Origin of the sequence: Vescimonas coprocola, assembly GCF_018408575.1 — a bacterium.
In the GTDB taxonomy this organism is placed as follows: Bacteria; Bacillota; Clostridia; order Oscillospirales; family Oscillospiraceae; genus Vescimonas; species Vescimonas coprocola.
Genome location: NZ_AP023418.1, coordinates 2,351,264 through 2,370,618 on the forward strand (window position 1 = coordinate 2,351,264; position 19,355 = coordinate 2,370,618).

16 protein-coding genes and 2 tRNA genes are annotated in these 19,355 nt (G+C 60.2%); 8 read left to right on the forward strand and 10 right to left on the reverse strand.

The annotated features are described in order from the left end of the window. Positions 1-13: 13 nt before the first annotated feature. Both KJS28_RS11425 and KJS28_RS11430 read right to left on the reverse strand, forming a co-directional pair. Positions 14-89, reverse strand: a tRNA-Met gene (locus KJS28_RS11425). A gap of 18 nt (positions 90-107) precedes the next feature. Further along, positions 108-193, reverse strand: a tRNA-Leu gene (locus tag KJS28_RS11430). 232 nt (positions 194-425) lie between these two features. On the opposite strand from KJS28_RS11430, the gene KJS28_RS11435 reads away from it, so the two are divergent. The 4 genes from KJS28_RS11435 to KJS28_RS11450 all read left to right on the forward strand — a co-directional run bounded on the left by KJS28_RS11435 (position 426) and on the right by KJS28_RS11450 (position 3,786). Beyond that, positions 426-1,868 (forward strand): sodium-dependent transporter, encoded by a 1,443-nt coding sequence (locus KJS28_RS11435; protein WP_213541072.1) that lies wholly within the window; start codon positions 426-428, stop codon positions 1,866-1,868. A gap of 318 nt (positions 1,869-2,186) precedes the next feature. Continuing rightward, positions 2,187-2,780, forward strand: a complete 594-nt coding sequence (locus tag KJS28_RS11440) for a zinc ribbon domain-containing protein (RefSeq protein WP_213541073.1) — start codon at positions 2,187-2,189, stop codon at positions 2,778-2,780. Further along, entirely contained in the window at positions 2,777-3,460 is a 684-nt protein-coding gene (locus KJS28_RS11445; RefSeq protein WP_213541074.1) for a zinc-ribbon domain-containing protein, read from the forward strand. Before KJS28_RS11440 ends, KJS28_RS11445 begins: the two co-directional genes overlap by 4 nt. A 128-nt stretch (positions 3,461-3,588) precedes the next feature. Then, entirely contained in the window at positions 3,589-3,786 is a 198-nt protein-coding gene (locus KJS28_RS11450; RefSeq protein WP_021858986.1) for a hypothetical protein, read from the forward strand. 81 nt (positions 3,787-3,867) lie between these two features. On the opposite strand, the gene KJS28_RS11455 is transcribed toward KJS28_RS11450, so the two are convergent. The 8 genes from KJS28_RS11455 to KJS28_RS11490 form a co-directional block, all read right to left on the reverse strand. Then, on the reverse strand, positions 3,868-4,950 hold the full coding sequence (locus tag KJS28_RS11455) for a DUF3810 domain-containing protein (protein ID WP_213541075.1): 1,083 nt from the start codon (positions 4,948-4,950) through the stop codon (positions 3,868-3,870). Positions 4,951-4,955: 5 nt separating this feature from the next. Continuing rightward, positions 4,956-5,378 carry a PaaI family thioesterase gene (locus KJS28_RS11460; RefSeq protein WP_213541076.1) on the reverse strand — a complete coding sequence of 141 codons (423 nt, stop codon included), beginning with the start codon at positions 5,376-5,378 and terminating at the stop codon, positions 4,956-4,958. Between the two features lie 6 nt (positions 5,379-5,384). Continuing rightward, positions 5,385-6,116, reverse strand: a complete 732-nt coding sequence (locus KJS28_RS11465) for an ABC transporter ATP-binding protein (protein ID WP_213541077.1) — start codon at positions 6,114-6,116, stop codon at positions 5,385-5,387. Then, a complete protein-coding gene (locus KJS28_RS11470) occupies positions 6,113-6,892 on the reverse strand; it encodes an ABC transporter ATP-binding protein (RefSeq protein WP_213541078.1) in 780 nt (259 codons plus the stop codon). The genes KJS28_RS11465 and KJS28_RS11470 overlap by 4 nt, the downstream gene beginning before the upstream one ends. 4 nt (positions 6,893-6,896) lie before the next feature. After that, positions 6,897-7,706 carry an ABC transporter permease gene (locus tag KJS28_RS11475; protein ID WP_407701749.1) on the reverse strand — a complete coding sequence of 270 codons (810 nt, stop codon included), beginning with the start codon at positions 7,704-7,706 and terminating at the stop codon, positions 6,897-6,899. 52 nt (positions 7,707-7,758) lie between these two features. After that, on the reverse strand, positions 7,759-8,703 hold the full coding sequence (locus KJS28_RS11480; RefSeq protein ID WP_213541079.1) for an ABC transporter permease: 945 nt from the start codon (positions 8,701-8,703) through the stop codon (positions 7,759-7,761). Positions 8,704-8,742: 39 nt separating this feature from the next. Beyond that, the gene (locus KJS28_RS11485; protein WP_213541080.1) at positions 8,743-10,281 is read right to left on the reverse strand and encodes an ABC transporter substrate-binding protein; all 1,539 of its coding nucleotides are present in this window, start codon (positions 10,279-10,281) and stop codon (positions 8,743-8,745) included. Between the two features lie 269 nt (positions 10,282-10,550). Next, positions 10,551-11,816 (reverse strand): AI-2E family transporter, encoded by a 1,266-nt coding sequence (locus KJS28_RS11490; protein WP_213541081.1) that lies wholly within the window; start codon positions 11,814-11,816, stop codon positions 10,551-10,553. Positions 11,817-12,062: 246 nt separating this feature from the next. On the opposite strand from KJS28_RS11490, the gene KJS28_RS11495 reads away from it, so the two are divergent. The 4 genes from KJS28_RS11495 (at position 12,063) to KJS28_RS11510 (ending at position 19,265) form a co-directional block, all read left to right on the forward strand. Beyond that, the gene (locus KJS28_RS11495; protein ID WP_213541082.1) at positions 12,063-12,953 is read left to right on the forward strand and encodes a diacylglycerol/lipid kinase family protein; all 891 of its coding nucleotides are present in this window, start codon (positions 12,063-12,065) and stop codon (positions 12,951-12,953) included. A 451-nt stretch (positions 12,954-13,404) separates the two neighbouring features. Next, entirely contained in the window at positions 13,405-13,995 is a 591-nt protein-coding gene (gene pth / locus KJS28_RS11500; RefSeq protein WP_213541083.1) for an aminoacyl-tRNA hydrolase, read from the forward strand. Positions 13,996-14,592: 597 nt separating this feature from the next. Next, positions 14,593-18,132, forward strand: coding sequence for a transcription-repair coupling factor (gene mfd, locus KJS28_RS11505; protein ID WP_213541084.1), 3,540 nt, complete (start codon positions 14,593-14,595; stop codon positions 18,130-18,132). Beyond that, positions 18,129-19,265 carry a peptidylprolyl isomerase gene (locus KJS28_RS11510; protein ID WP_213541085.1) on the forward strand — a complete coding sequence of 379 codons (1,137 nt, stop codon included), beginning with the start codon at positions 18,129-18,131 and terminating at the stop codon, positions 19,263-19,265. The genes mfd and KJS28_RS11510 overlap by 4 nt, the downstream gene beginning before the upstream one ends. Positions 19,266-19,355: the final 90 nt, after the last annotated feature.

Genomic DNA, 19,355 nt, shown 5'->3' on the forward strand with positions numbered 1-19,355 from the left:
AATCAGGACTTTCTGGTTGCGGAGGCAGGACTTGAACCTGCGACCTCCGGGTTATGAGCCCGACGAGCTGCCAACTGCTCTACTCCGCGATATTCAGAAGAACCGGATGGTGCCGGTGACCGGACTCGAACCGGTACGGTATCGCTACCGGGAGATTTTAAGTCTCCTGTGTCTGCCATTCCACCACACCGGCGGATATCGGCAACACTTAATATACCACATCCCCGGCCCGGTGTCAACACTTTTTCCCGAAAACATCAAAAATCGTGGAGTGCCCCGGCTAAATATGCGGTCTGCCTCATTTTGCTGGATAAATAGATGTTGTATCCAACGGAGTTTGCGGAAAAAATCGTTGTATCTTATGTTAAAATGCTGTATAATATTTAGGGTTTTATGCGTTATGCACCGGAGAGGAGAAACACACGATGAACGATCGCAAGGGCTTCGGTTCAAACTTCGGTTTTCTGATGGCCGCTGTGGGCTCGGCTGTGGGGCTGGGCAATATATGGGGCTTCCCCAACAAAATGGGTGCCAACGGTGGCTTCCCCTTCCTGATCCTGTATCTGGCGCTGGCGCTGTGCTGCGGCGTTATCATCATGCTGGGTGAGCTGGCGCTGGGCCGCAAGACGGGCCATGGCGCTGTGGGCGCTTACCAGAGCATCTCCAAGCGCTTCAAGTGGCTGGGCTGGCTGGGCATTGCCGCTGCGGCGCTGATCTTCAGCTTTTACAGCGCTCTGGGCGGCTACTGTCTGCGCTATGTGGTGGTGAACTTTGGCAACCTCATCGGTGCCGAATTTGGCACTAACGGAGTGGGCGGCGCCGACGTGTTTCAGGGGCTGCTGAGCCAGCCCGACGTGTCCATCGCCTTTGCGCTGGCCTTCATGCTCATCACCATGCTGGTGGTCATGAGCGGCGTAGGCGGCGGCATCGAGCGGGTCTGCTCCGTGGGGATGCCGGCTCTGTTCTTCATCCTCATCATCTGCATCATCCGCTCCTGCACCCTGCCGGGTGCGGCGGACGGCCTGAAGTATATGTTCGTCCCCGGCTGGGCCGTGGCCAACGGCATCATCGACGAGGCCCCCGGCTTCTGGAGGGTCCTCACCGCCGCCGGCGGGCAGATGTTCTTCTCCCTGTCTCTGGGCGCCGGTGTCATGATTACCTACGGCTCCTATCTGGATAAGAAGCAGGATCTGGGCAAGAGCACCATGATCATCGTGGGCATGGACACCGTGGTGGCCCTGATGGCCGGTCTGTGTGTCATTCCCGGACGCTTTGCCCTAGACCCCAACGGAGCTTTGGGCGGCCCGGAGCTGCTGTTTATCACCATGCAGAACGTGTTCGATAAGATGGGACCCGCCGGTCCCGTGTTCGGCATCCTGTTCTACCTGCTGGTGTTCTTTGCCGCCATCTCCTCCTCCATCTCCATGCTGGAGGTCATCGTGGCCCATTTCTGCGATAAGGCACGGGAAAAGGGCAAGGGCGACCGCCGCAAGCTGTATTCCGCCATCGTGGTGGTGATCTGTGCGGCCCTGTGCGCTCTGGTCTGCGCCGACGGTATGGGCAACAATCACATCTCCCCGGCGGAGCTGCTGGGTCTGGCCGGCGCCAAGCTGCCCGGCTGGAGCACCAGCTGGCTGGGTCTGTTCGACAGCGTGGCCGAGGGCCTGCTGATGCCCTTGGGGGCGCTGCTCATGTGCCTGATGATCAGCTGGGAGCTGAAGCCGGATACCCTGCGGCAGGAGATCCTCCTCAACGGCGAGAACCGCCCTTGGGTCTATGATTTCTTCCGTCTCTGCGTGAAGTATATCACGCCGCTGTGTATGCTGATGATCCTGTACGGGCAGATCTCCGATTTCTTCATTGTCTGATAAATAAAACCAATAGGGGGACGCCATGCGTCCCCCTATTGGTTTTATGGGGCCGGGTCATCAGACCCCGGCGTGCTTTCCGACTGCGGACGCCCGTATCCTTCTTGTCATCCCCTCTGGTCAGACGCAATGTATTTTTCGTCTCCGTGGAGAAAAATTCCGGGAGTGCCGGTATCGAAACAGGCCCCGTCCATCGGACGGGCATACGGTACTGTGAGATATGCAGTATTTTCATTTGCATATCTCGCCAAATTATGATAATATTGCTTTCGTAACTTCTTTTTATCATAACGTGTTTTTGACAAGGGGAGACAGAATATGAATAAGCTGATGGGGACGAAATGGTTTACCTTCTATACAAAAGTGCGGCCTGTTCTAAGTGGCCTTTTTTTGCTTGTCGTTCTGGAAAGCTTCCGTCTAAACTTGGCTATATACACAAAAATATGGTGGTTAACACTCTTTTTCGCCGGTGCAGTGGCACAATTTGTTCTCTGCATACTCATCGCAGTTAAGTCTGGCGGCGATTATCCCCATTTTGTGCGTTTTACTCGCAAGGTTCTTCTTTTTGAAACAATCTATACCGCATACCAGCAGGGTGTTGAAACCTACGTGAGAAATTTTGATGTGATTTCCGCACTTATCGTATTTTTTGTTATCTCGATTGTATTATATTTTATATGGTATCGGCTAAATGTCAAATATTTTGAAAAGCGTCTGTTGCCACAGCGGGACGAGACTTCCGCCTCTTTGGGCGATGCCCCTTCGTCCGGCTTTCATGAAGGAGAGACTGGGACTGCTGGCGAAAGTGGACAAATTCTATTTTGCCGAAAATGCGGCGCAAAACTCATAGCCAACAGTAAATTTTGCAGCCGATGTGGCACACGAGTTTTGGAGGAGGAATCGTCATCATGATTTGCAGCAAATGCAACCACAATCTGCCTGATGATAGCGAATTTTGCCAGTACTGCGGAAGCAAAATCCAGAAAGTCACCAACATCACAGATAATATTCCCGCAGCATCTCCAGCCACCCATTCTGCCAATATGTCGGCTGATACAGAGACTGTGTCCGTGAGAAGTGAGACTGCGTCTGAAGGCGCATCCAATGAGCCCATCGAGGTGATGGCGCCCATAAATCCGACCTCCATATCTTCACAGACGCCGCATCAAACCTCCGCTAAGGAGCCTACTAAGCGGTTTGCCCTAAACAAGCACACGATCGTTTACATTGGCCTATCGCTGCTCATTGTGCTTGCTGTTGGATTTGGAATCCTCCAAACCGTAAGTGTGCAAAAGCTGAAAACCGAGGTGACTGATCTGGAGAAGCAGATAACCACGAAAGAATCTACTATGCTTCATCTGGAAAAACAGATTGTACGCCTGAATGCGGATATCCGCTCCTTGGATCGCGACATTGCCAGCTATGAGAAACTTGCATCCTTTATAGATGACTATGTGGTTTTTATTGAAGATGACGGCACAAACCTATATCACAAGTTCAGCTGCTACAAGTTTAGAGGGGATTCCTTTTGGGTATACAATACCGAAAATGCTGTACAGCAGGGCTTCTCGCCCTGCCCCATTTGCAATTGATAAGGAAGCAGGCCCCGTCCTATGGACGGGGGCCTGCTTTCTTATTACATTTTTTCGATTATTTTTGCGTGCAGTGATGCGGTATAATGTAATAAGAAAACAAATTCAAAGGAAAGGAGGCAACGGATGTGCAAAGATATCTCTGTAATGGACAGGTTCATTTACACAGCCCCTATGAACCGGATATGACTTTTGTACTTACACATAGAGTCATCGAAGCGTGGGACGATATGGATGCCGAGGACATTTACTTGAACCATCTTGTGGAAAGCGATATCGCTGACCACATTCGGTTTATCGAAACGAAAATCACACCGTTAGCTTAATGCCGGACAGGCCCCGTCCATCGGACGGGGCCTGTTCTTGCGCTTTTGGGGAATTTGCAGCTCCTCTTACCGCAACCTGACTTACCCGTAGTACGCCATGAGCATATCCACCACGGTGCCGTAGCTCTGGACGCCACGGCTCTCGCCGTTGCTTTTGAGGAAGGAGTCGTAGACCCTGCTGGCAGCGTCGTTCACCGGCCCCTCGAAGGCCGCCCAATAGGCGCTGTTCTGCCGCAGGTCTGCCACCACCGTATCCGGCAGTGTATCCCGGATGACCTGCCACCGGTCCGGGTCCGCCCGGTACAGGGCGTTGCCCAGATGCACATACCCCATCAGCAGCCCGGAATACCGGTACACCGGGTCGCCGCTGGCCAGAGACACCGCAATGGCAATGAAGTTGCACTCCTGCTCCGAGGCGATGCCCCGCTGATGGGCCATCTCATGGACGATGGTGGAGGGCAGAAAGCTGGCGGGGCAGTCCACATTGAGGTTGGCCTCCCCGGTGAAGGGGAAGTAGAAGCCCGTGAAGTCCATGGCGCTGAGCGCTGTGGAGCAGCTGATGGCCTTGGGCGTGTGATCCTTCATCCGCAGACAGGGGAACTCCTCATAGGAGGGGGCGTACACCGACGTGGCGGCGGCGAAGATCTCCTGCCGGGACACGGCAAAGCAGCCATTCTCATCCCGCTGCACATTGTCTGCCGCCTGTGCCAGCTGGCGGGCAAAGTCCGCCGTGACGGCCTCTAACTCCTCCACGGTGCAGGAGCGGGCATAGATGCCGGACTGCTGCTGGAAGGAGTCGGCATAGTAGTTGACGCCCCACAGCAGGCAGAAGCCCGCATAGATGCTCAGCCCGCTGCACACCACCGTCAGGAAGAAGCGGTACAGAGTCCGGCCCCGGTGGGGCTGAGTCACCATCCGTCGGAGGACATTGGCCACATAGAAGATACCCACCGATAGCAGCACGATATATGCCACCTCTGCCATAGAGGTGCGGAACAGATAGCAGACGCTGGCCACCGCCCGCTCCCAAGGCATGATGACGTGGCGGCTGAGCCAGTTCATCAGCCCCGGCACCGGCCGCAGGGCGAAATACACTGCCAGCAGGGCTACCACGGCCAAAAGCCACCGGTGCAGTCCCCGGTGGCGTCTGTAAAACTCCCTCATAGCGCTCACAGCTCCAGCGGGCGGCCCGTCAGATCCATCACCGTCCGCAGCGTCGCCAGCAGGCGGCCCGTTTCGTCGGTGATGTCCGTGTGGCAGAAGCAGAGGGACTTGCCCATGCGATCCACGTGGCCCACGGCGATGAGGGTGCTGCCCAGCCCCGCCGCATCCAGAAAGTCGATGGAGGCGTTGACGGTGAGGCACACTTCCTGCCGCAGGGTCAGGACCGCCGTTCCGGCGGCGATGTCCGCTAAGGCAAACAGGATGCCGCCGTGGGCCGTCCCCCAGCGGTTCAGGCTCTCCGGCTGAAGCGTCAGCTCCACACGGGCCTCGCCGTCCTGCAGGTCCGTCACCCGGATGTGATTGTGTACGGTAAATGGCTCGGCCTTGGTGCCGTAGGCCAGTAATTTCTCTTTCAGTTGGTTGGTCATATGCTCTCACTCCGCCGCTGCTAACAGCGCCTTGGTATAGTCCTCTCTGGGGTGGTCGTAAAGCTCCTCTACCGGCCCCTGCTCCACGATGCGTCCCCGGTGCATCACAAGGCACCGGTCGCAGATCTCATACACCACGTTCAGATCGTGGGAGATAAACAGGTACGACAGCCCGTACTCTCGGCGCAGCCGGGCGATGAGCTCCAATATCTGGGCCTGAATGGTGACGTCCAGCGCCGACACCGCCTCGTCAGCGATGATGAGCCCCGGCTTCTGGATCAGCGCCGTGCCGATGCACACCCGCTGCCGCTGGCCGCCGGACAGCTCCGACGGGTACATTTTGCTGCACTCCGGCGGCAGATCTACCAGCTCCATAATTTCCGCCACTCGCCGCCGTACCTCGGCGGCGTCGTATTTCCCGTAGATCCGCAGGGGTTCGGACAATATCCACTCCACCGTGCGGCTGGGGTTCATGGCGCTGGCCGGGTCCTGAAACACCATCTGAGGGCGCTTGCTGTGATGGATGATCTCCCCCTCACAGTCCGGCAGCATCCCCAAAATGGCACGGGCCAGCGTGGATTTGCCGGAACCGGACTCCCCCACCAGCCCCAGTATCTCGCCCTGGTACAGGTCAAAGCTCACGTCGTGGAGCACCTGCTGCCGTCCCCGGCGCAGCACGCCGGAGGGCCGATACCACACGTTCAGGTGCCGTACCTCCAGAATGGGTTCGCTGTTCATAGCTTCCTCCTTGTGGGAATGGCGGCAATGAGCCGCTGGGTATAGGGAGCCTGCGGGTGGAAGAAGATCTGGTCCACCGGCCCCGTCTCCACGATGCGGCCCTTTTCCATCACCGCCACACGGGTGCAGAGCTTACGCACCACATGGAGGTTGTGGGAGATGAAGAGAATGGACATTCCCATCTCCCGGTTCAGCCGCTTCAGCAGGGCCAGTATCTGGGCCTGAATGGTGACATCCAGCGCCGTGGTGGGCTCGTCCGCCAGCAGCAGACGGGGCCGGGCCACAATGGCGGCGGCGATCATCACCCGCTGGAGCATTCCGCCGGAGAGCTCGTGGGGGTACTTGCGGTAGACCCCCTCCGGGTCCGGCAGCTCCACGTCCCGCAGAGCCTGCAGGGCCCGCTGCCGCCGCTCCTGCGCCGACAGGTCCGTGTGGACCCGCAGGCACTCCTCCACCTGCTTACCGATCCGCATGGTGGGGTCCATGGCGCTCATAGGCTCCTGAAACACCACACAGATATCCTTGCCCTGAATGGCACGGATGCGCTGGCCGCCGGCGTGGAGCAGATCCTCGCCGTCCAGCAGGATGCGGCCCCGGAAATCCGCCTGCTCCGGCCGCAGCAGGCCAGACACCATCATGGCCGTTACGGTCTTGCCGGAGCCGGATTCGCCCACCAGCCCCATAATTTCACCGTCCTGCACCGTCAGGTCGATGCCCCGTACCGCCTCGTGGTCGGAGGTATGGAACTGCACATGAAGGTCCTTGATCTCCAGCATGGCGCTACCTCCCCCATTTCTTCTGCTGCAGGCCCTCGCCGATAAGGCTGACCCCTAAGATCAGCAGCACGATGACACTGCCGCAGGTGAGCATATACCACGGCGCACGAACCATGTAGCTCTGGGACTCGGACATCATGTAGCCCAGAGACACCTCCGGCGGCTTGACACCAATGCCCAGAAAGCTCATGCTGGCCTCCGCCAGAACGGCGTTGTTAAACCCGATGGCCAGCGTCGGCAGCAGCACCTGCCGGGTGTTGGGCAGGATGTGTACCAGCATGATCCGCAGGTGGCTGGCCCCCATGAGCCGAGCGTTTTTCACATAGTTCATCTCCCGCTGCCGGGCGAACTCCCCCCGGATGACACGGGCGTAGCTGGGGATGAAGGCGATGCCCAGCGCCAGAATGACGTTGTAGGTGCCGAAGCCCAGCAGGGAGATGAACACCAGCGCCAGCAGGATACTGGGAAAGGCGGTGACAGCGTCGTTGACCCGCATCAGCAGCTCGTCCACCAGCCCGCCGAAGTAGCCGGTGAGGGCGCCCACCAGCGTTCCCACCACGGCGCCGATGGTCACGGTGCAGGCGCTGATGAAGAAGGTGGTGCGGGCGCCCACCATGACCCGGCTGAAAATATCCCGGCCGAAATTGTCCGTACCGAACAGGTGCCGCAGGGAGGGCGCAGCGAATTTCTCGCTGCCGGACATGGCCGTGGGGGCATAGGGCGTCCAGAAGCAGCCCACCAGCGCCATGGCCGTGATGACCGCCGTGATGGCAAGGCCGATGCGGAGATAGTGATTCTTTTTCTGGTGCAGCAACACGGAGCCTACCCCCTTTCCATAGAAAATTTTCTTTACAAATGTGTGCGGCTCAATCCGTCAGCCGCAGACGAGGGTCCAGCCGCTGATTCAGCAGATCCCCCAGCAGGTTCACCAGCACCACCCAGAAGGCCACCAGTACCACGATGGCCTGCACCACCGGATAGTCCCGGTTGGAAATAGAGGTCAGCAGTAGCCGCCCCAGCCCCGGAATGGCAAAGACCTGCTCGATGACCACAGAGCCCGCCACGATATCTGCCACCGTCATGGCCAGAAAGCTCACCACCGGCGGCAGGGCGTTTCGCAGCACATGGAGGTACAGGGTGGCCCGTCGGTCGTTGCCCCGGCTGTACGAGGTGCGGACGTAGTCCTTGTTCATCTCCGCCAGCAGCGCCGAGCGCAGCATCTTCACCGTCATGGCGATGCGGGGGATGGCGATGGCGGCGGCGGGGAAGACCAGATAGCCGGCGCTCTGCCAGAAGCTCTCCGCCGGTGAGACGAAGCTCCCCGGCACGAACCACCGCAGCAGCAGGCCGAACAGGTACGTCAGCAGGATACCGGTAAAGAAGGCCGGTACCGCCATCAGTACCTGATTCACCACCGTCAGGGCCTTATCCAGCGCCCCGCCGCTGTGGCGGGCGGTGAAGAGTCCCAGCGGGATGGACAGCACCACGATCAGCAGAAACGACAGCAGGGTCAAAAGTCCCGTCACGGGAATTTTCCCCTGCAGCATCTGGCTCACCGGCATACTGTAATTGTACGACGAGCCCATGTCCCCCCGGACGAAATCCCCCAGCCAGCTGACGTACCGCTCCAGAAACGGGCGGTCCAGCCCCAGCTCCTGCCGCAGGGCCTCCACCCGCTCCGGAGTGGCCTGCTCGCCCAGCAGCTTGGCGGTGGGATCGCCGGGAATGATGCGAAAGGCCAGAAAGGCCAAAAATGAGACGATGACCATGGTCAGCAGCATCCACACGATCTTCTTTGCCGCATATTTCATGGTCATCGCCTCATTTCTATGGGGACGGTCTCGCCGTCCTTATTTCACAAAATGCACCGTGGACAGATCCAGCACATAGATGGGGTAGAACTCCAGCCCCGCCAGATTCTGACGCATGGCCACCAGATCCGCCAGATCCTGAATGTACAGGTTGGCGGCGGTGTCGGAGAGCATGGTCTCCATTTGCTTGTAGATCTCCGCCTGCTGCGTGTCGTCGGAGGCGTTCATGGCCTGCGTGAACAGCGCATCGTAGTCGGGATTGTTGTAGTTGACAAAGTTCTTGGCGTGATCCGAGGTAAAGCGCTCCAGCAGCGCACGGGCCGTCATGGCACTGGCATCCAGGCCCACCAGCGTGGCCTGGAAGTCCCGGCCCTTATAGACCTGCTCATGCCACACGCCCCACTCCATGGGCTGGATGGTGACGTTGACGCCCACAGCACGCAGCTGCTCGGCCACCACCTCCGCCGTGTCCATATGGGGCTGATAGTTGGAGGGAACGGAGATGGTCATGTCAAAGCCGTTGGGATAGCCGGCCTGTGCCAGCAGCTCCTTGGCCTTGGCGGGGTCATAGGGGTACTTCTGCACCAGCTCCGGCAGGAAGTACTTGGTGAAGGCCGGATAGATGCTGCTGCCCAGCGCCGTACCGTGGCCGTCAGCGATCATGTCCATGATGCTCTGGCGGTCAATGGCGCAGCACAGGGCCTGACGCACCTGCTGGTTGTCAAAGGGTGCCACGGCGTTGTTCAGATACACCGCCTGTACCAGATTCATGGTACCCTCCAGAATCTGGAAGTCGCTGTCCAGCTGCGCCGTCTGAGACGAGGTCAGATGGGCGCACAGGTCGATGGACTTGCCCTTCAGGGCCGTCACCAATGCATCGGCGCTCTCGTAAATTTTATAGGTCACCTTATCCAGATAGGCGGGGGTCCCCCAGTAATCGTCAAAGCGCTGGATGACGAAGTTCTCCTGCGGGGAGCGGGACACGTACATGAACGGGCCGGTACCCACGGGATGGGTCGCCTGATCGTCGTAGCCCTTGGGGATGATGGCGCTGGTGAGATAGCTGATGAACTCCAGATCCCGCTGGGCAATGGTGATGGTCACGGTCTTTTCGTCAACGGCCTTGACCTCCTGGATAACAGAAAACGCCGGCACCAGAGGCGTACCCTCCGATGTATCGGCGCAGCGTTCGATGGAATATACCACATCCTCCGCCGTTACCGTTGCGCCATTATGGAACTTCACACCCTCACGCAGGGTAAAGGTATAAGTCCTTCCGTCCTCAGACAGCTGGTAGCGCTCCGCAACAGCGGGGATCAATTCACCCTTGGAATTGGGCTTTACCAAGCCCTCAAACAGGTTGAACAAGACCTCTCTGGTTCCTGCGGTCACCATCCGGTGAGGGTCAAGACTGTCATCCAGGTCCTTGGCGATGCCAACGGTGATCTCTCCGCCGCTGACTGCTTCGCCGCCGTTATTTCCTTGTCCGCCCTGGCCTTTGCTGCCGTCTCCGCAAGCGGTGAGTACGGTGCAGACCAGTCCCAGCGTCAGGAAAAGAGCCAATAGTCTCTTCTTCATGTCTTCTCCTTCCTTGCCGCCCTTTCGGCGGCAGGCCAGAAATAATGGTCGCCCCCGGCCTGTGTGATCGTGTGGCATCACCCGGCGAGGGCCTGTCGATATGCAGTTGTCGAAGTGCAATGTACCACATTTCCCCACGGTTTGCAAGAGAAAGTTTCGTTTTTGCAAAAAAATGCGGGGAAAGCGCTCACACCTCCCCGGCAAAACCCGGCGGCCCGCAAAAAAGCACCGGCATCCCCTGAGGGGATGCCGGTACGGGAGCTGCGCTGTCAGTTGGTCTCCGTTGGCGGAGCGGGAGGCTCCTCCGGCGGCATGGGCTCCTGATCCCGGTGGACGTATTCGCAGGCCTCCAGCGGCATATGACGCTTTTCCAGCCGCCGGTCGGTGAGGTACTTTACCAGCGTCTGCAGGCAGGCGAAGATGGGGACGCCCAGGAACATTCCCAGCACCCCGGCAAAGCCGCCGCCCACGGTGATGGCCACCACCACCCAGAAACTGGAGATGCCGGTGGCATCGCCCAGGATCTTGGGGCCGATGATGTTGCCGTCGATCTGCTGCAGAACGATGATGAACACGATGAAGATCAGGCACTGCTTGGGGCTCACCAGCAGGATCAGGAACGCACTGGGCGCAGCACCCAGGAACGGCCCGAAGAAGGGGATCATGTTGGTGACGCCCACCACCACGCTTACCAGCGGCGTATAGGGCAGTGAGAAGATGGAGCAGCCGATGAAGCACAGAATGCCGATGATGAGGGAGTCCAGCATCTTGCCCCGGACGAAGCCGCTGAAGATCTGATCCGTCTTGCGGGTGGCCCGCACCACCCAGCGGGCCTGCTCCTCCTGCAGGAGGGCATACAGCAGCTTGCAGCACCGGGCCAGACTCTTCTCCTTCATGGCCAGCAGGTACACGGAGATGATGATGCCCACCAGGAAGTTGGTGGTGAAGGTCACAAGACCCCAGATGCCTGTCCAGATGCCGCCGGTGATGGTGGTGAGCATCTGTTGGGCGCCAGGCAGTACCTGCTCCGTCAGCACCTTCATGAGGTCATTGTAGTAGTTCTCCAGATTCGTCTCCATCCAGCCGGCGATCTCCGGGTTCTTCTCCAGCAGATTGGTGACCCAGACATATATCTTATTATAGTAGCTTTCGGCGTTGTTGATAAGCATGGCCACGCTGTCGATGAGCTGGGGGATCAGCACGCTCATCAGCAGATACAGCAGGTACGCCACCACGGCCCACGTCAGCAGGATACTGACACCCCGCAGCAGACCGCCCCTGATCTTTGGCTCCTGACCCTTGCTCAGCCGCTTCAGCCCCTTACGGATCAAGCCCTCGATCCAGTTGACGATGGGTGCCAGCAGATAGGCCATGGCGAAGCCGTACAGCACCGGGGCCAGCACCGTCACCAGCTTGCTCAGATAGCGCTGGAGGGTGCCGTTCATATAGAATGTATCGTAAAAAGCAAGGATGGCGCAAACGGTGAGAAACACCGTCAGGCCCCATTTGAAATAGTGGCTTTTTTGCTGCTTCATGGGTGGACTCCTTCCGCCGAAGTAGGTACGCACAACGTACCATAATATCTTATATCATACCGAAAGCCCGCCGCCAATGCAAGCCCGCCGGGCAAATTTTTCTTTAAGAATGTGTGCAGAAACCGTTCAGGACTTCTCCGGCGGCACCCATTGCTTTTTCCGGCAGAGAGGAGTATAATAAAAATGCTATGCTGTCTTCTGTGGAAACACAAAACCGAGAACCGTGTGCAAAAGAGGAGAACCGGTATGGATAAAAAGCTTCTGTTTATCGTCAATCCCCGTGCGGGGCGCACCAAATCCTTTGCGCCGCTGTTTGATGCGGTGGCCTGCTTTTCCAAGGCGGGCTATCTGGTGAAGGTATTCCTCACTGAGGGCCGTGGAGACGCCACCCGTGCGGCGGCAGAGCTGGGCGGAGCATACGATCTGGTGGTCTGCGCCGGCGGCGACGGCACCTTCAACGAGATGGTGTCCGGCCTGATGCAGCTGCCTGAGTGTCCGGAGGTGGGCTATCTCCCCAACGGCAGCACCAACGACTTTGCCGCCAGCCTGCACCTCCCCGCCACGCCGCTGAAGGCGGCGGAGAGCATCGTAAACGGCCACCCCTTCTATCTGGATGTGGGCCGCCACAACGACCGATACTTTGCCTATGTGGCTTCCTTCGGGGCCTTTACCCGCAGTTCCTACTCCGTGCCACAGGCCACCAAGAACGCTCTGGGTCACTTCGCCTATATTCTGGAGGGCATGAAGGATCTGGACTCCCTGCGGCCCTACCGCTGCCGGGTGGAGACGGGAGAGGAGACCTTCGAGGGGGAGTTCATCTTCGGAGCCGTGTGCAACTCCACCTCTCTGGGCGGCATCATGAAGCTGGACCCCAGCCGGGTGCAGATGGACGACGGAGCCTTTGAGCTGCTGCTGCTGCGGATGCCCAAGACGGCCATCGACCTGCAAAGCCTCATCGCCGCCATCAGCCGCATGGACTACAACGGCCCCGGCGTCATTTTCCGCCATGTACAGCAGGTGACCGTCACCACCGATGAGGACCTGCCCTGGTCGCTGGACGGGGAGTACGCCCCCAGCGCCCCCCGTGTAGAGCTGCGGAACCTCCCCGGTGCCATCCCCCTGATGCTGTGCCGGTGAGCGGACAGAGCGAGCCTGTGAAAAAGCCGAACAGACGCCGTCTGTTCGGCTTTTGTGCGGGGCGGAGGATACTCCTCTTGTGTTTCGGCAAAGTTTCGCTACCCTTTTTCAAGCTTCTATGTTAATATATAGTCGTATTTTTTGAGCGCCGGGCGTAGAACAACAAACCGGAAGAAATACCGCCGCCGATCGGACCTCTTCAACAAAGCGAAAGCGGCAGCGTGGCTGTTACTGAGTCAATTCCCGTCACGGCTGATAACAAGCGGGGCTCTTGAGAGTACAGGAAGCTTTGAAACCATCGGTTTCAAACGGCTCTTTTGCCCACTTTTCCAGCTGCTGGGAAAAGTGGGCCGCCGGAGGCACAAAATGCAGAGTTTTTCTTTTGGGAGCCGATCTCATAGAATGATCCCGGAAAATTTTATATAATTCACACGGCAAAGGATGTGGACCTATGATCTTTCAGCGCAAGGGCAGCGGCGTCAGCTGGCTGCTGGTGGGGCTGGGCAACCCCGGCTCCAAATACGAGAGTACCCGCCACAACATGGGCTTTCTGGCGGTGGACGGGCTGGCCCGGCGGAAGGGCTTCCGCTTCAATAAGCTGCGCTTCCGGGCGTGGACGGCGGAGTGGATGGTGAACGGGGAAAAGGTGCTGGTGATGAAGCCCCAGACCTATATGAATCTCTCCGGCGAATCCGTAGGCGAGGCGGCCCGGTTCTATAAGATCCCGGCGGACCATGTGGTGGTCATCTCCGACGATATCTCCCTGCCGGTGGGTAAGCTCCGCATCCGCACCGGCGGCAGTGCCGGCGGCCACAACGGCCTGAAGAACATCATCCAGCATCTGGGAACCGATCAGTTCCCCCGCATCAAGGTGGGGGTAGGCGCTCCGGGGCAGGCGGGCTATGACGTGGTGGACTGGGTCATCGGCCGCCCTCTGGGCGAGGATCAGAAGGTGCTGATGGAGGCGCTGGACCGTGCCGGTGACGCTGCGGAGGTATTGATCTCGCAGGGGCCTGACCGGGCCATGAACCGGTTCAACTGATTCATTTGCTTTACCTTTGAAGGGAAGTTTTCCGACAGCCTTTTCTGTTTTGCCTCCGGCGGCCCATCATCCTTTTTGTCTCCGACGGCATACTTTTTGCCAACAGCAGCAAAAAGTATGCAAAAAATGCCGCCAGAAACCGATGGTTTCTGGACTTCCTTTTGTGTGCAAGAGTTGCTTCCTAAATTCCGCCGAAGCAGGGAATCGGCGTTCTTCTACTCACGCTGCCGCTACATTGGGTGGTTGAAGGGGGTAGTTCTTCTACCGGGGGAATCCATACTCCCAAGCGGCAGAACCACCAGTTTCTTCATCTGGGCGGGAGCGGCAGCGGGGCTGCTGCTGAGTCAATTCCCACGACATCTCATATCGAACGAAACTCTTGAAGGTAAAGGAAATCCAAAAACCATTGGTTTCTGCTGGCGTTCTTTGGTGCCTTTCTGCCCGGAGGCAAACACACATCATTTTTCACGCATATTTCTCTGCTTTTTCAGGTAACTTACAGCATAGGGGCGTATACTGCCGTATACGCCCCCCGAAGGCGTTCCCGTCCCATGTGCGCCGGGAACGGACATTTCATCATCGGAAGGAGGCGGCAGGATGGAAGCTCTGCTGCGGGAGCTGTGGCAGCTCCGGGAGATACAGGAGCTGGCGCAGCTGATGGAGAGCGGCGGCGGACCGGCACTGGTGACGGGCCTGAGCCCGGTACACCGGGCCATGACGGCGGCAGCGCTGCGGTTGAAGTCCGGGCGTCCCCTGCTGATGCTCTGCGCCGACGAGGGGGAGGCCCGGCGGCAGGCGGCGGACCTGCGGTCCCTCACCGGCCGGGAGCCTGTCCTGCTGACGGGCCGGGAGCTCCACTGGCGGGAGCTGGCGGCGGTGAGCCGTCAATGGGAATACCGGCGGCTGGAGGCCCTGTACCGCATCCGGCAAGAGGAGTCCCCGGTGATCGTTACCACCGCCGATGCACTGGCCCTGCGATGCATTCCCCCGCAGGTGCTGGATCGGTGCAGCTTCACCCTCCGCTCTGACGGGCGGTATCAGGTGGAGGAGCTGGCCCGGCGGCTGACGGCGGCGGGCTATACCCGCACGGAGCAGGTGGAGGGGCCGGGACAGTTCGCCCTGCGGGGCGGTATTCTGGACGTCTACTCCCCCGGCGCCGAGGCCCCGGTGCGATGCGAATTTTTTGACGACGAGGTGGACTCGCTGGGCTTCTTCGACGTCGCCACCCAGCGGCGGACGGAGAACTGTCGGGAGGCGCTGCTGCTGCCGGCCGGCGAGGTACTTCCTCTGTGGCGGGACGGTGCGGCGGAGGAGACCGCCGAACGGCTGGAGACGCTGGCGGGACGGATGAAGGATAAGCCCGTGGCCCGGCAGCTGCTGTCGGATGCTGATCTGCTGTGTCAGGGCATCATCCCCAACGGCAGCGACCGGTTTCTGGCAGCGGTATACCCGGAGATGGTGACGGCCATGGACTATCTGCCCAAGGAGTGTCTGGTGTGCGTCAGCGAGAGCGGGCGCACAGCAGAGGCCCTGAAGGGCTGGCTGAGCCAGCTGAAGGCGGACGTCACCTCCGCCATGGAGAGCGGCATCCTGTGCGGCCCCATGGCAGAAGCAGCCCTGCCGGAGACGGACTTTGCCCGGCAGCTGGAGCGCTTCCCCGTGTGCCAACTGGAGAGCCTGCCCACCAGCCGGTATCTGCTGGCGCCCAAGGCCCTGCTGCAGATCGACGCACGGCAGCTGTCCGGCTACGGTGGATCGCTGGAGACGGCGGTGACGGACCTGACCCACTATCTCACCAGCGGCTGCCGGGTGATGGTGCTGTGCGGCGGACAGGTGCGGGCCAGAAATCTGCTGGAGCTGCTGGAGGCCCGGAGGATCCCGGCGGCACTGGATCTGGAGGGGGAGCGCTCCCCAGTGCGGAATGTGGTGCTCATTACGCTGGGTACTCTGTCCGCCGGGTGCGAGTACCCGGCCCTACAGCTGGCGGTGCTGACGGAGGGTCAGCTGACTACGCCGCTGGCAGGCAAGGCCAAAAAGGCCCGCCCCAAGCGGGACAGCAATCAGCAGAGACTGCAATCCTACGCCGACCTGACCCCCGGCGATCTGGTGGTGCATCAGCACCACGGCATCGGCCGCTTCGTGGGGATGATCCGGATGCCCACCGACGGAGTGGAGAAGGACTACATCAAGATCGCCTATGCCGGCAGCGACTGCCTGTATGTGCCGGCCACGGCGCTGGATCTGGTGAGCAAGTATATCGGGGCCGGGGAGGATACCGAGCACACCCGGCTCAATAAGCTGGGCGGCACGGAGTGGGCCAAGACCACCCACCGGGCCAAGGCGGCCGCCAAGGATCTGGCGGAGGGCCTCATCAAGCTCTATGCCCAGCGACAGCGGGAGGCGGGTCACGCCTTCTCCCCGGACTCCCCGTGGCAGCAGGAGTTCGAGGATGCCTTCGACTACACGGAGACCGACGATCAATTACAGGCCATCCGGGAGATCAAGGCGGATATGGAAAAGCCCGTACCCATGGACCGGCTGCTGTGCGGCGATGTGGGCTACGGCAAGACGGAGGTGGCCCTGCGGGCGGTGATGAAGTGCATCCTGGACGGCAAGCAGGCTGCCATTCTGGTACCCACCACGGTGCTGGCCCAGCAGCACTATGCCACCGCCATGAACCGCTTCCGCTCCTTCCCGGTGACGGTGGAGGTGCTGAGCCGGTTCCGCACCCCCAAGCAGACCAAGGAAATTCTGGAGCGGGCGGCGCAGGGAAAGATCGACCTGCTCATCGGCACCCATCGTCTGCTGGCGAAGAATCTGGTGTTCAAGGATCTGGGACTGCTGATCATCGACGAGGAGCAGCGCTTCGGCGTGACCCACAAGGAGAAGCTCCGGGAGCGGGTGCGTCAGGTGGACACCCTGACCCTGTCCGCCACCCCCATTCCCCGGACGCTGAACATGGCCCTGTCGGGCATCCGGGATATGTCCACCATCGAGGAGCCCCCCAGGGACCGCCAGCCGGTGCAGACCTACGTCATGGAGCACGAGTGGCCCGCCGTGGCGGAGGCCATCCGGCGGGAGCTGAACCGGGGCGGGCAGGTCTACTACCTGCACAACCGGGTGGAGAACATCGAGTCCACCGCCGGACGGCTGCGCCAGTGGCTGGGGGAGGATGTGCGCCTCGCCATGGCCCACGGCAAGATGTCCGAGCAGGAGCTGAGCCGGGTGATGCAGCAGATGGCCGACGGCGAGGTGCAGGTGCTGGTCTGCACCACCATCATCGAGACGGGCATCGACATCCCCAACGTGAACACCCTCATCATCGAGGACGCCGACCGGCTGGGGCTGGCGCAGCTGCACCAGATCCGGGGCCGCATCGGGCGCTCCTCCCGCCGGGCCTACGCCTATCTCACCTACCGCCCCGGCAAGGTGCTGACGGAGGTGGCCAGCAAGCGGCTGTCCGCCATCCGGGAATATGTGGACTTCGGCGCAGGTTTCCGCATCGCCATGCGGGATCTGGAGATCCGTGGTGCCGGGAATCTGCTGGGGCCTGAGCAGTCCGGCTACATGATGAGCGTGGGTTATGATATGTATCTGAAGCTGCTGAACGACGCCGTGCTGGAGCAGCAGGGGAAGGGCCGGGAGATCCGGCCGGAGTGCTCTGCCGATCTGACGGTGGCGGCGTACATCCCGGAGCGGTATGTCCCCTCCGACCGGCAGCGGATGGACCTGTACCGGCGCATTGCCGCCCTACGGGATAACGATGCGGCGGCGGACCTCATCGACGAGCTGACGGACCGCTACGGCGACCCGCCCCGACCGGTGACGGCGCTGCTGGATGTGGCGCTGCTGCGGGCGGCAGCCGCCGACACCGGGGTGACGGATATTACCCAGAAGGGCCAGACGCTGCTGCTGAGCCTGGGCCAGCGGATGGACGTCCCCAGTCTCATGGCGGTATGCACTCTGCCTGCCTACCGCAGCCGCCTGCTGCTGTCGGCGGGGGAGCATCCCAAGCTGACGCTGCACCTGAAGCCCGGCGAGGAGGCGCTGGACGCCGCCGGGCATCTGGTGGAGGCACTGTCTCTCAAACGCAAGGAAATTTCGGGCGAAACGCCCGCAGAAGGAGGAACCCTATGAAACGTTTTGCTGCGATGCTGGTGGTCTCGGTGCTGATGGTGCTGTGGATCGCCTCCGGCGACCGGATGAGCGCCGGCCAACGAACGGACGGCCTTTATTACGAGGTCACCGGCATCCATCCGGACGCCGTGCTGATGCGCATCAACGGCGAGGACATCTCGGCGGAGGAGTACCTGTACTGGCTGGCCTATGACTGTGAGTACCTGACCTCCTATGTGCCGAATCTGGATTTCAGCGCCGAGGTGTCGGACGGCATGACCTACGGCTCCTATGCCAAGGCCGACGCCGTGGAGACGGTGAAGCTCTATGCCCTGCTGCGGCAGTGGGCCAAGCAGTACAATGTATCGCTGACGGAGGAGGACGAGGCCCGGCTTCAGCAGCAGCGGCAGCAGTATGTCACCTACTACGGCGGTGAGGAGGGCTATCAGCAGCAGCTGCAGCTGCTGGGCATCAGCGAGGATACCTTCGACAGCATCAACCGGATGTACCTGCTGTATGCACGGATTCACGACCTGTATACCGCCGACGGCAGCGCCATGCACCCCACGCAGGAGGCCATCGACGCCTTCGCTCAGGAAAAGGGCTATGTGACGGTGAAGCTGCTGTACTGGCCCGCCTCCGGCGGTGAGAACTCTCAGGCGCAGGCACAGGACTTCGCCGCCCGGCTGTCCACCGCCGAGGATAAGGACGCCCTGTATGCGGAGATGGCCCAGCAGTTGGGCATCGAGGCCGGGGACACCGGCCGGACCTTCAGCGCCGAGACGCTGGGGGATACCCTGTCCGCCGCCTTCTCTGCGCTGGAGCCGGGACAGGTCAGCGATGTCATTGCCACCGACGAAGGCTGGTATGTGGCCATCGGCCAGACGCTGGACGAGGGTTCCGTGCTGGACGAGATGTTCACGGAAAACGTGACTCAGGCCCGCAGCGAGCTGACGGTGGAATACAACCAGGGTCTCTATGACAAGCTGGACGCCGGGGACTTTTACAGCCGCCTCACGGCCCGGCAGTCCGAGCTCAGCAGCCAGTTCAGCTCCGGCAGCGCCGATCCCGGCACGGACAGCGGTACGGGCAGCAGTACGGACAGCGATAACTCCGGCGAAAAGGAGGGCGGCAGCACCGGCTCCGGGGACTGATTTTCTCCCGAAACAAGGGAACTCTGGAATTATTTCCTATTTTTATGAGATTCTCCCCTTGACTATTTTGCTAAAAATGGTACGATAGAT

Coding starts and splice junctions, on each gene's coding strand:
- KJS28_RS11435 (WP_213541072.1), top strand. CDS start 426: ATGAACGATCGCAAGGGCTTCGGTTCAAACTTCGGTTTTCTGATGGCC.
- KJS28_RS11440 (WP_213541073.1), top strand. CDS start 2,187: ATGAATAAGCTGATGGGGACGAAATGGTTTACCTTCTATACAAAAGTG.
- KJS28_RS11445 (WP_213541074.1), top strand. CDS start 2,777: ATGATTTGCAGCAAATGCAACCACAATCTGCCTGATGATAGCGAATTT.
- KJS28_RS11455 (WP_213541075.1), bottom strand. CDS start 4,950: ATGAGGGAGTTTTACAGACGCCACCGGGGACTGCACCGGTGGCTTTTG.
- KJS28_RS11460 (WP_213541076.1), bottom strand. CDS start 5,378: ATGACCAACCAACTGAAAGAGAAATTACTGGCCTACGGCACCAAGGCC.
- KJS28_RS11465 (WP_213541077.1), bottom strand. CDS start 6,116: ATGAACAGCGAACCCATTCTGGAGGTACGGCACCTGAACGTGTGGTAT.
- KJS28_RS11470 (WP_213541078.1), bottom strand. CDS start 6,892: ATGCTGGAGATCAAGGACCTTCATGTGCAGTTCCATACCTCCGACCAC.
- KJS28_RS11480 (WP_213541079.1), bottom strand. CDS start 8,703: ATGAAATATGCGGCAAAGAAGATCGTGTGGATGCTGCTGACCATGGTC.
- KJS28_RS11485 (WP_213541080.1), bottom strand. CDS start 10,281: ATGAAGAAGAGACTATTGGCTCTTTTCCTGACGCTGGGACTGGTCTGC.
- KJS28_RS11490 (WP_213541081.1), bottom strand. CDS start 11,816: ATGAAGCAGCAAAAAAGCCACTATTTCAAATGGGGCCTGACGGTGTTT.
- KJS28_RS11495 (WP_213541082.1), top strand. CDS start 12,063: ATGGATAAAAAGCTTCTGTTTATCGTCAATCCCCGTGCGGGGCGCACC.
- pth (WP_213541083.1), top strand. CDS start 13,405: ATGATCTTTCAGCGCAAGGGCAGCGGCGTCAGCTGGCTGCTGGTGGGG.
- mfd (WP_213541084.1), top strand. CDS start 14,593: ATGGAAGCTCTGCTGCGGGAGCTGTGGCAGCTCCGGGAGATACAGGAG.
- KJS28_RS11510 (WP_213541085.1), top strand. CDS start 18,129: ATGAAACGTTTTGCTGCGATGCTGGTGGTCTCGGTGCTGATGGTGCTG.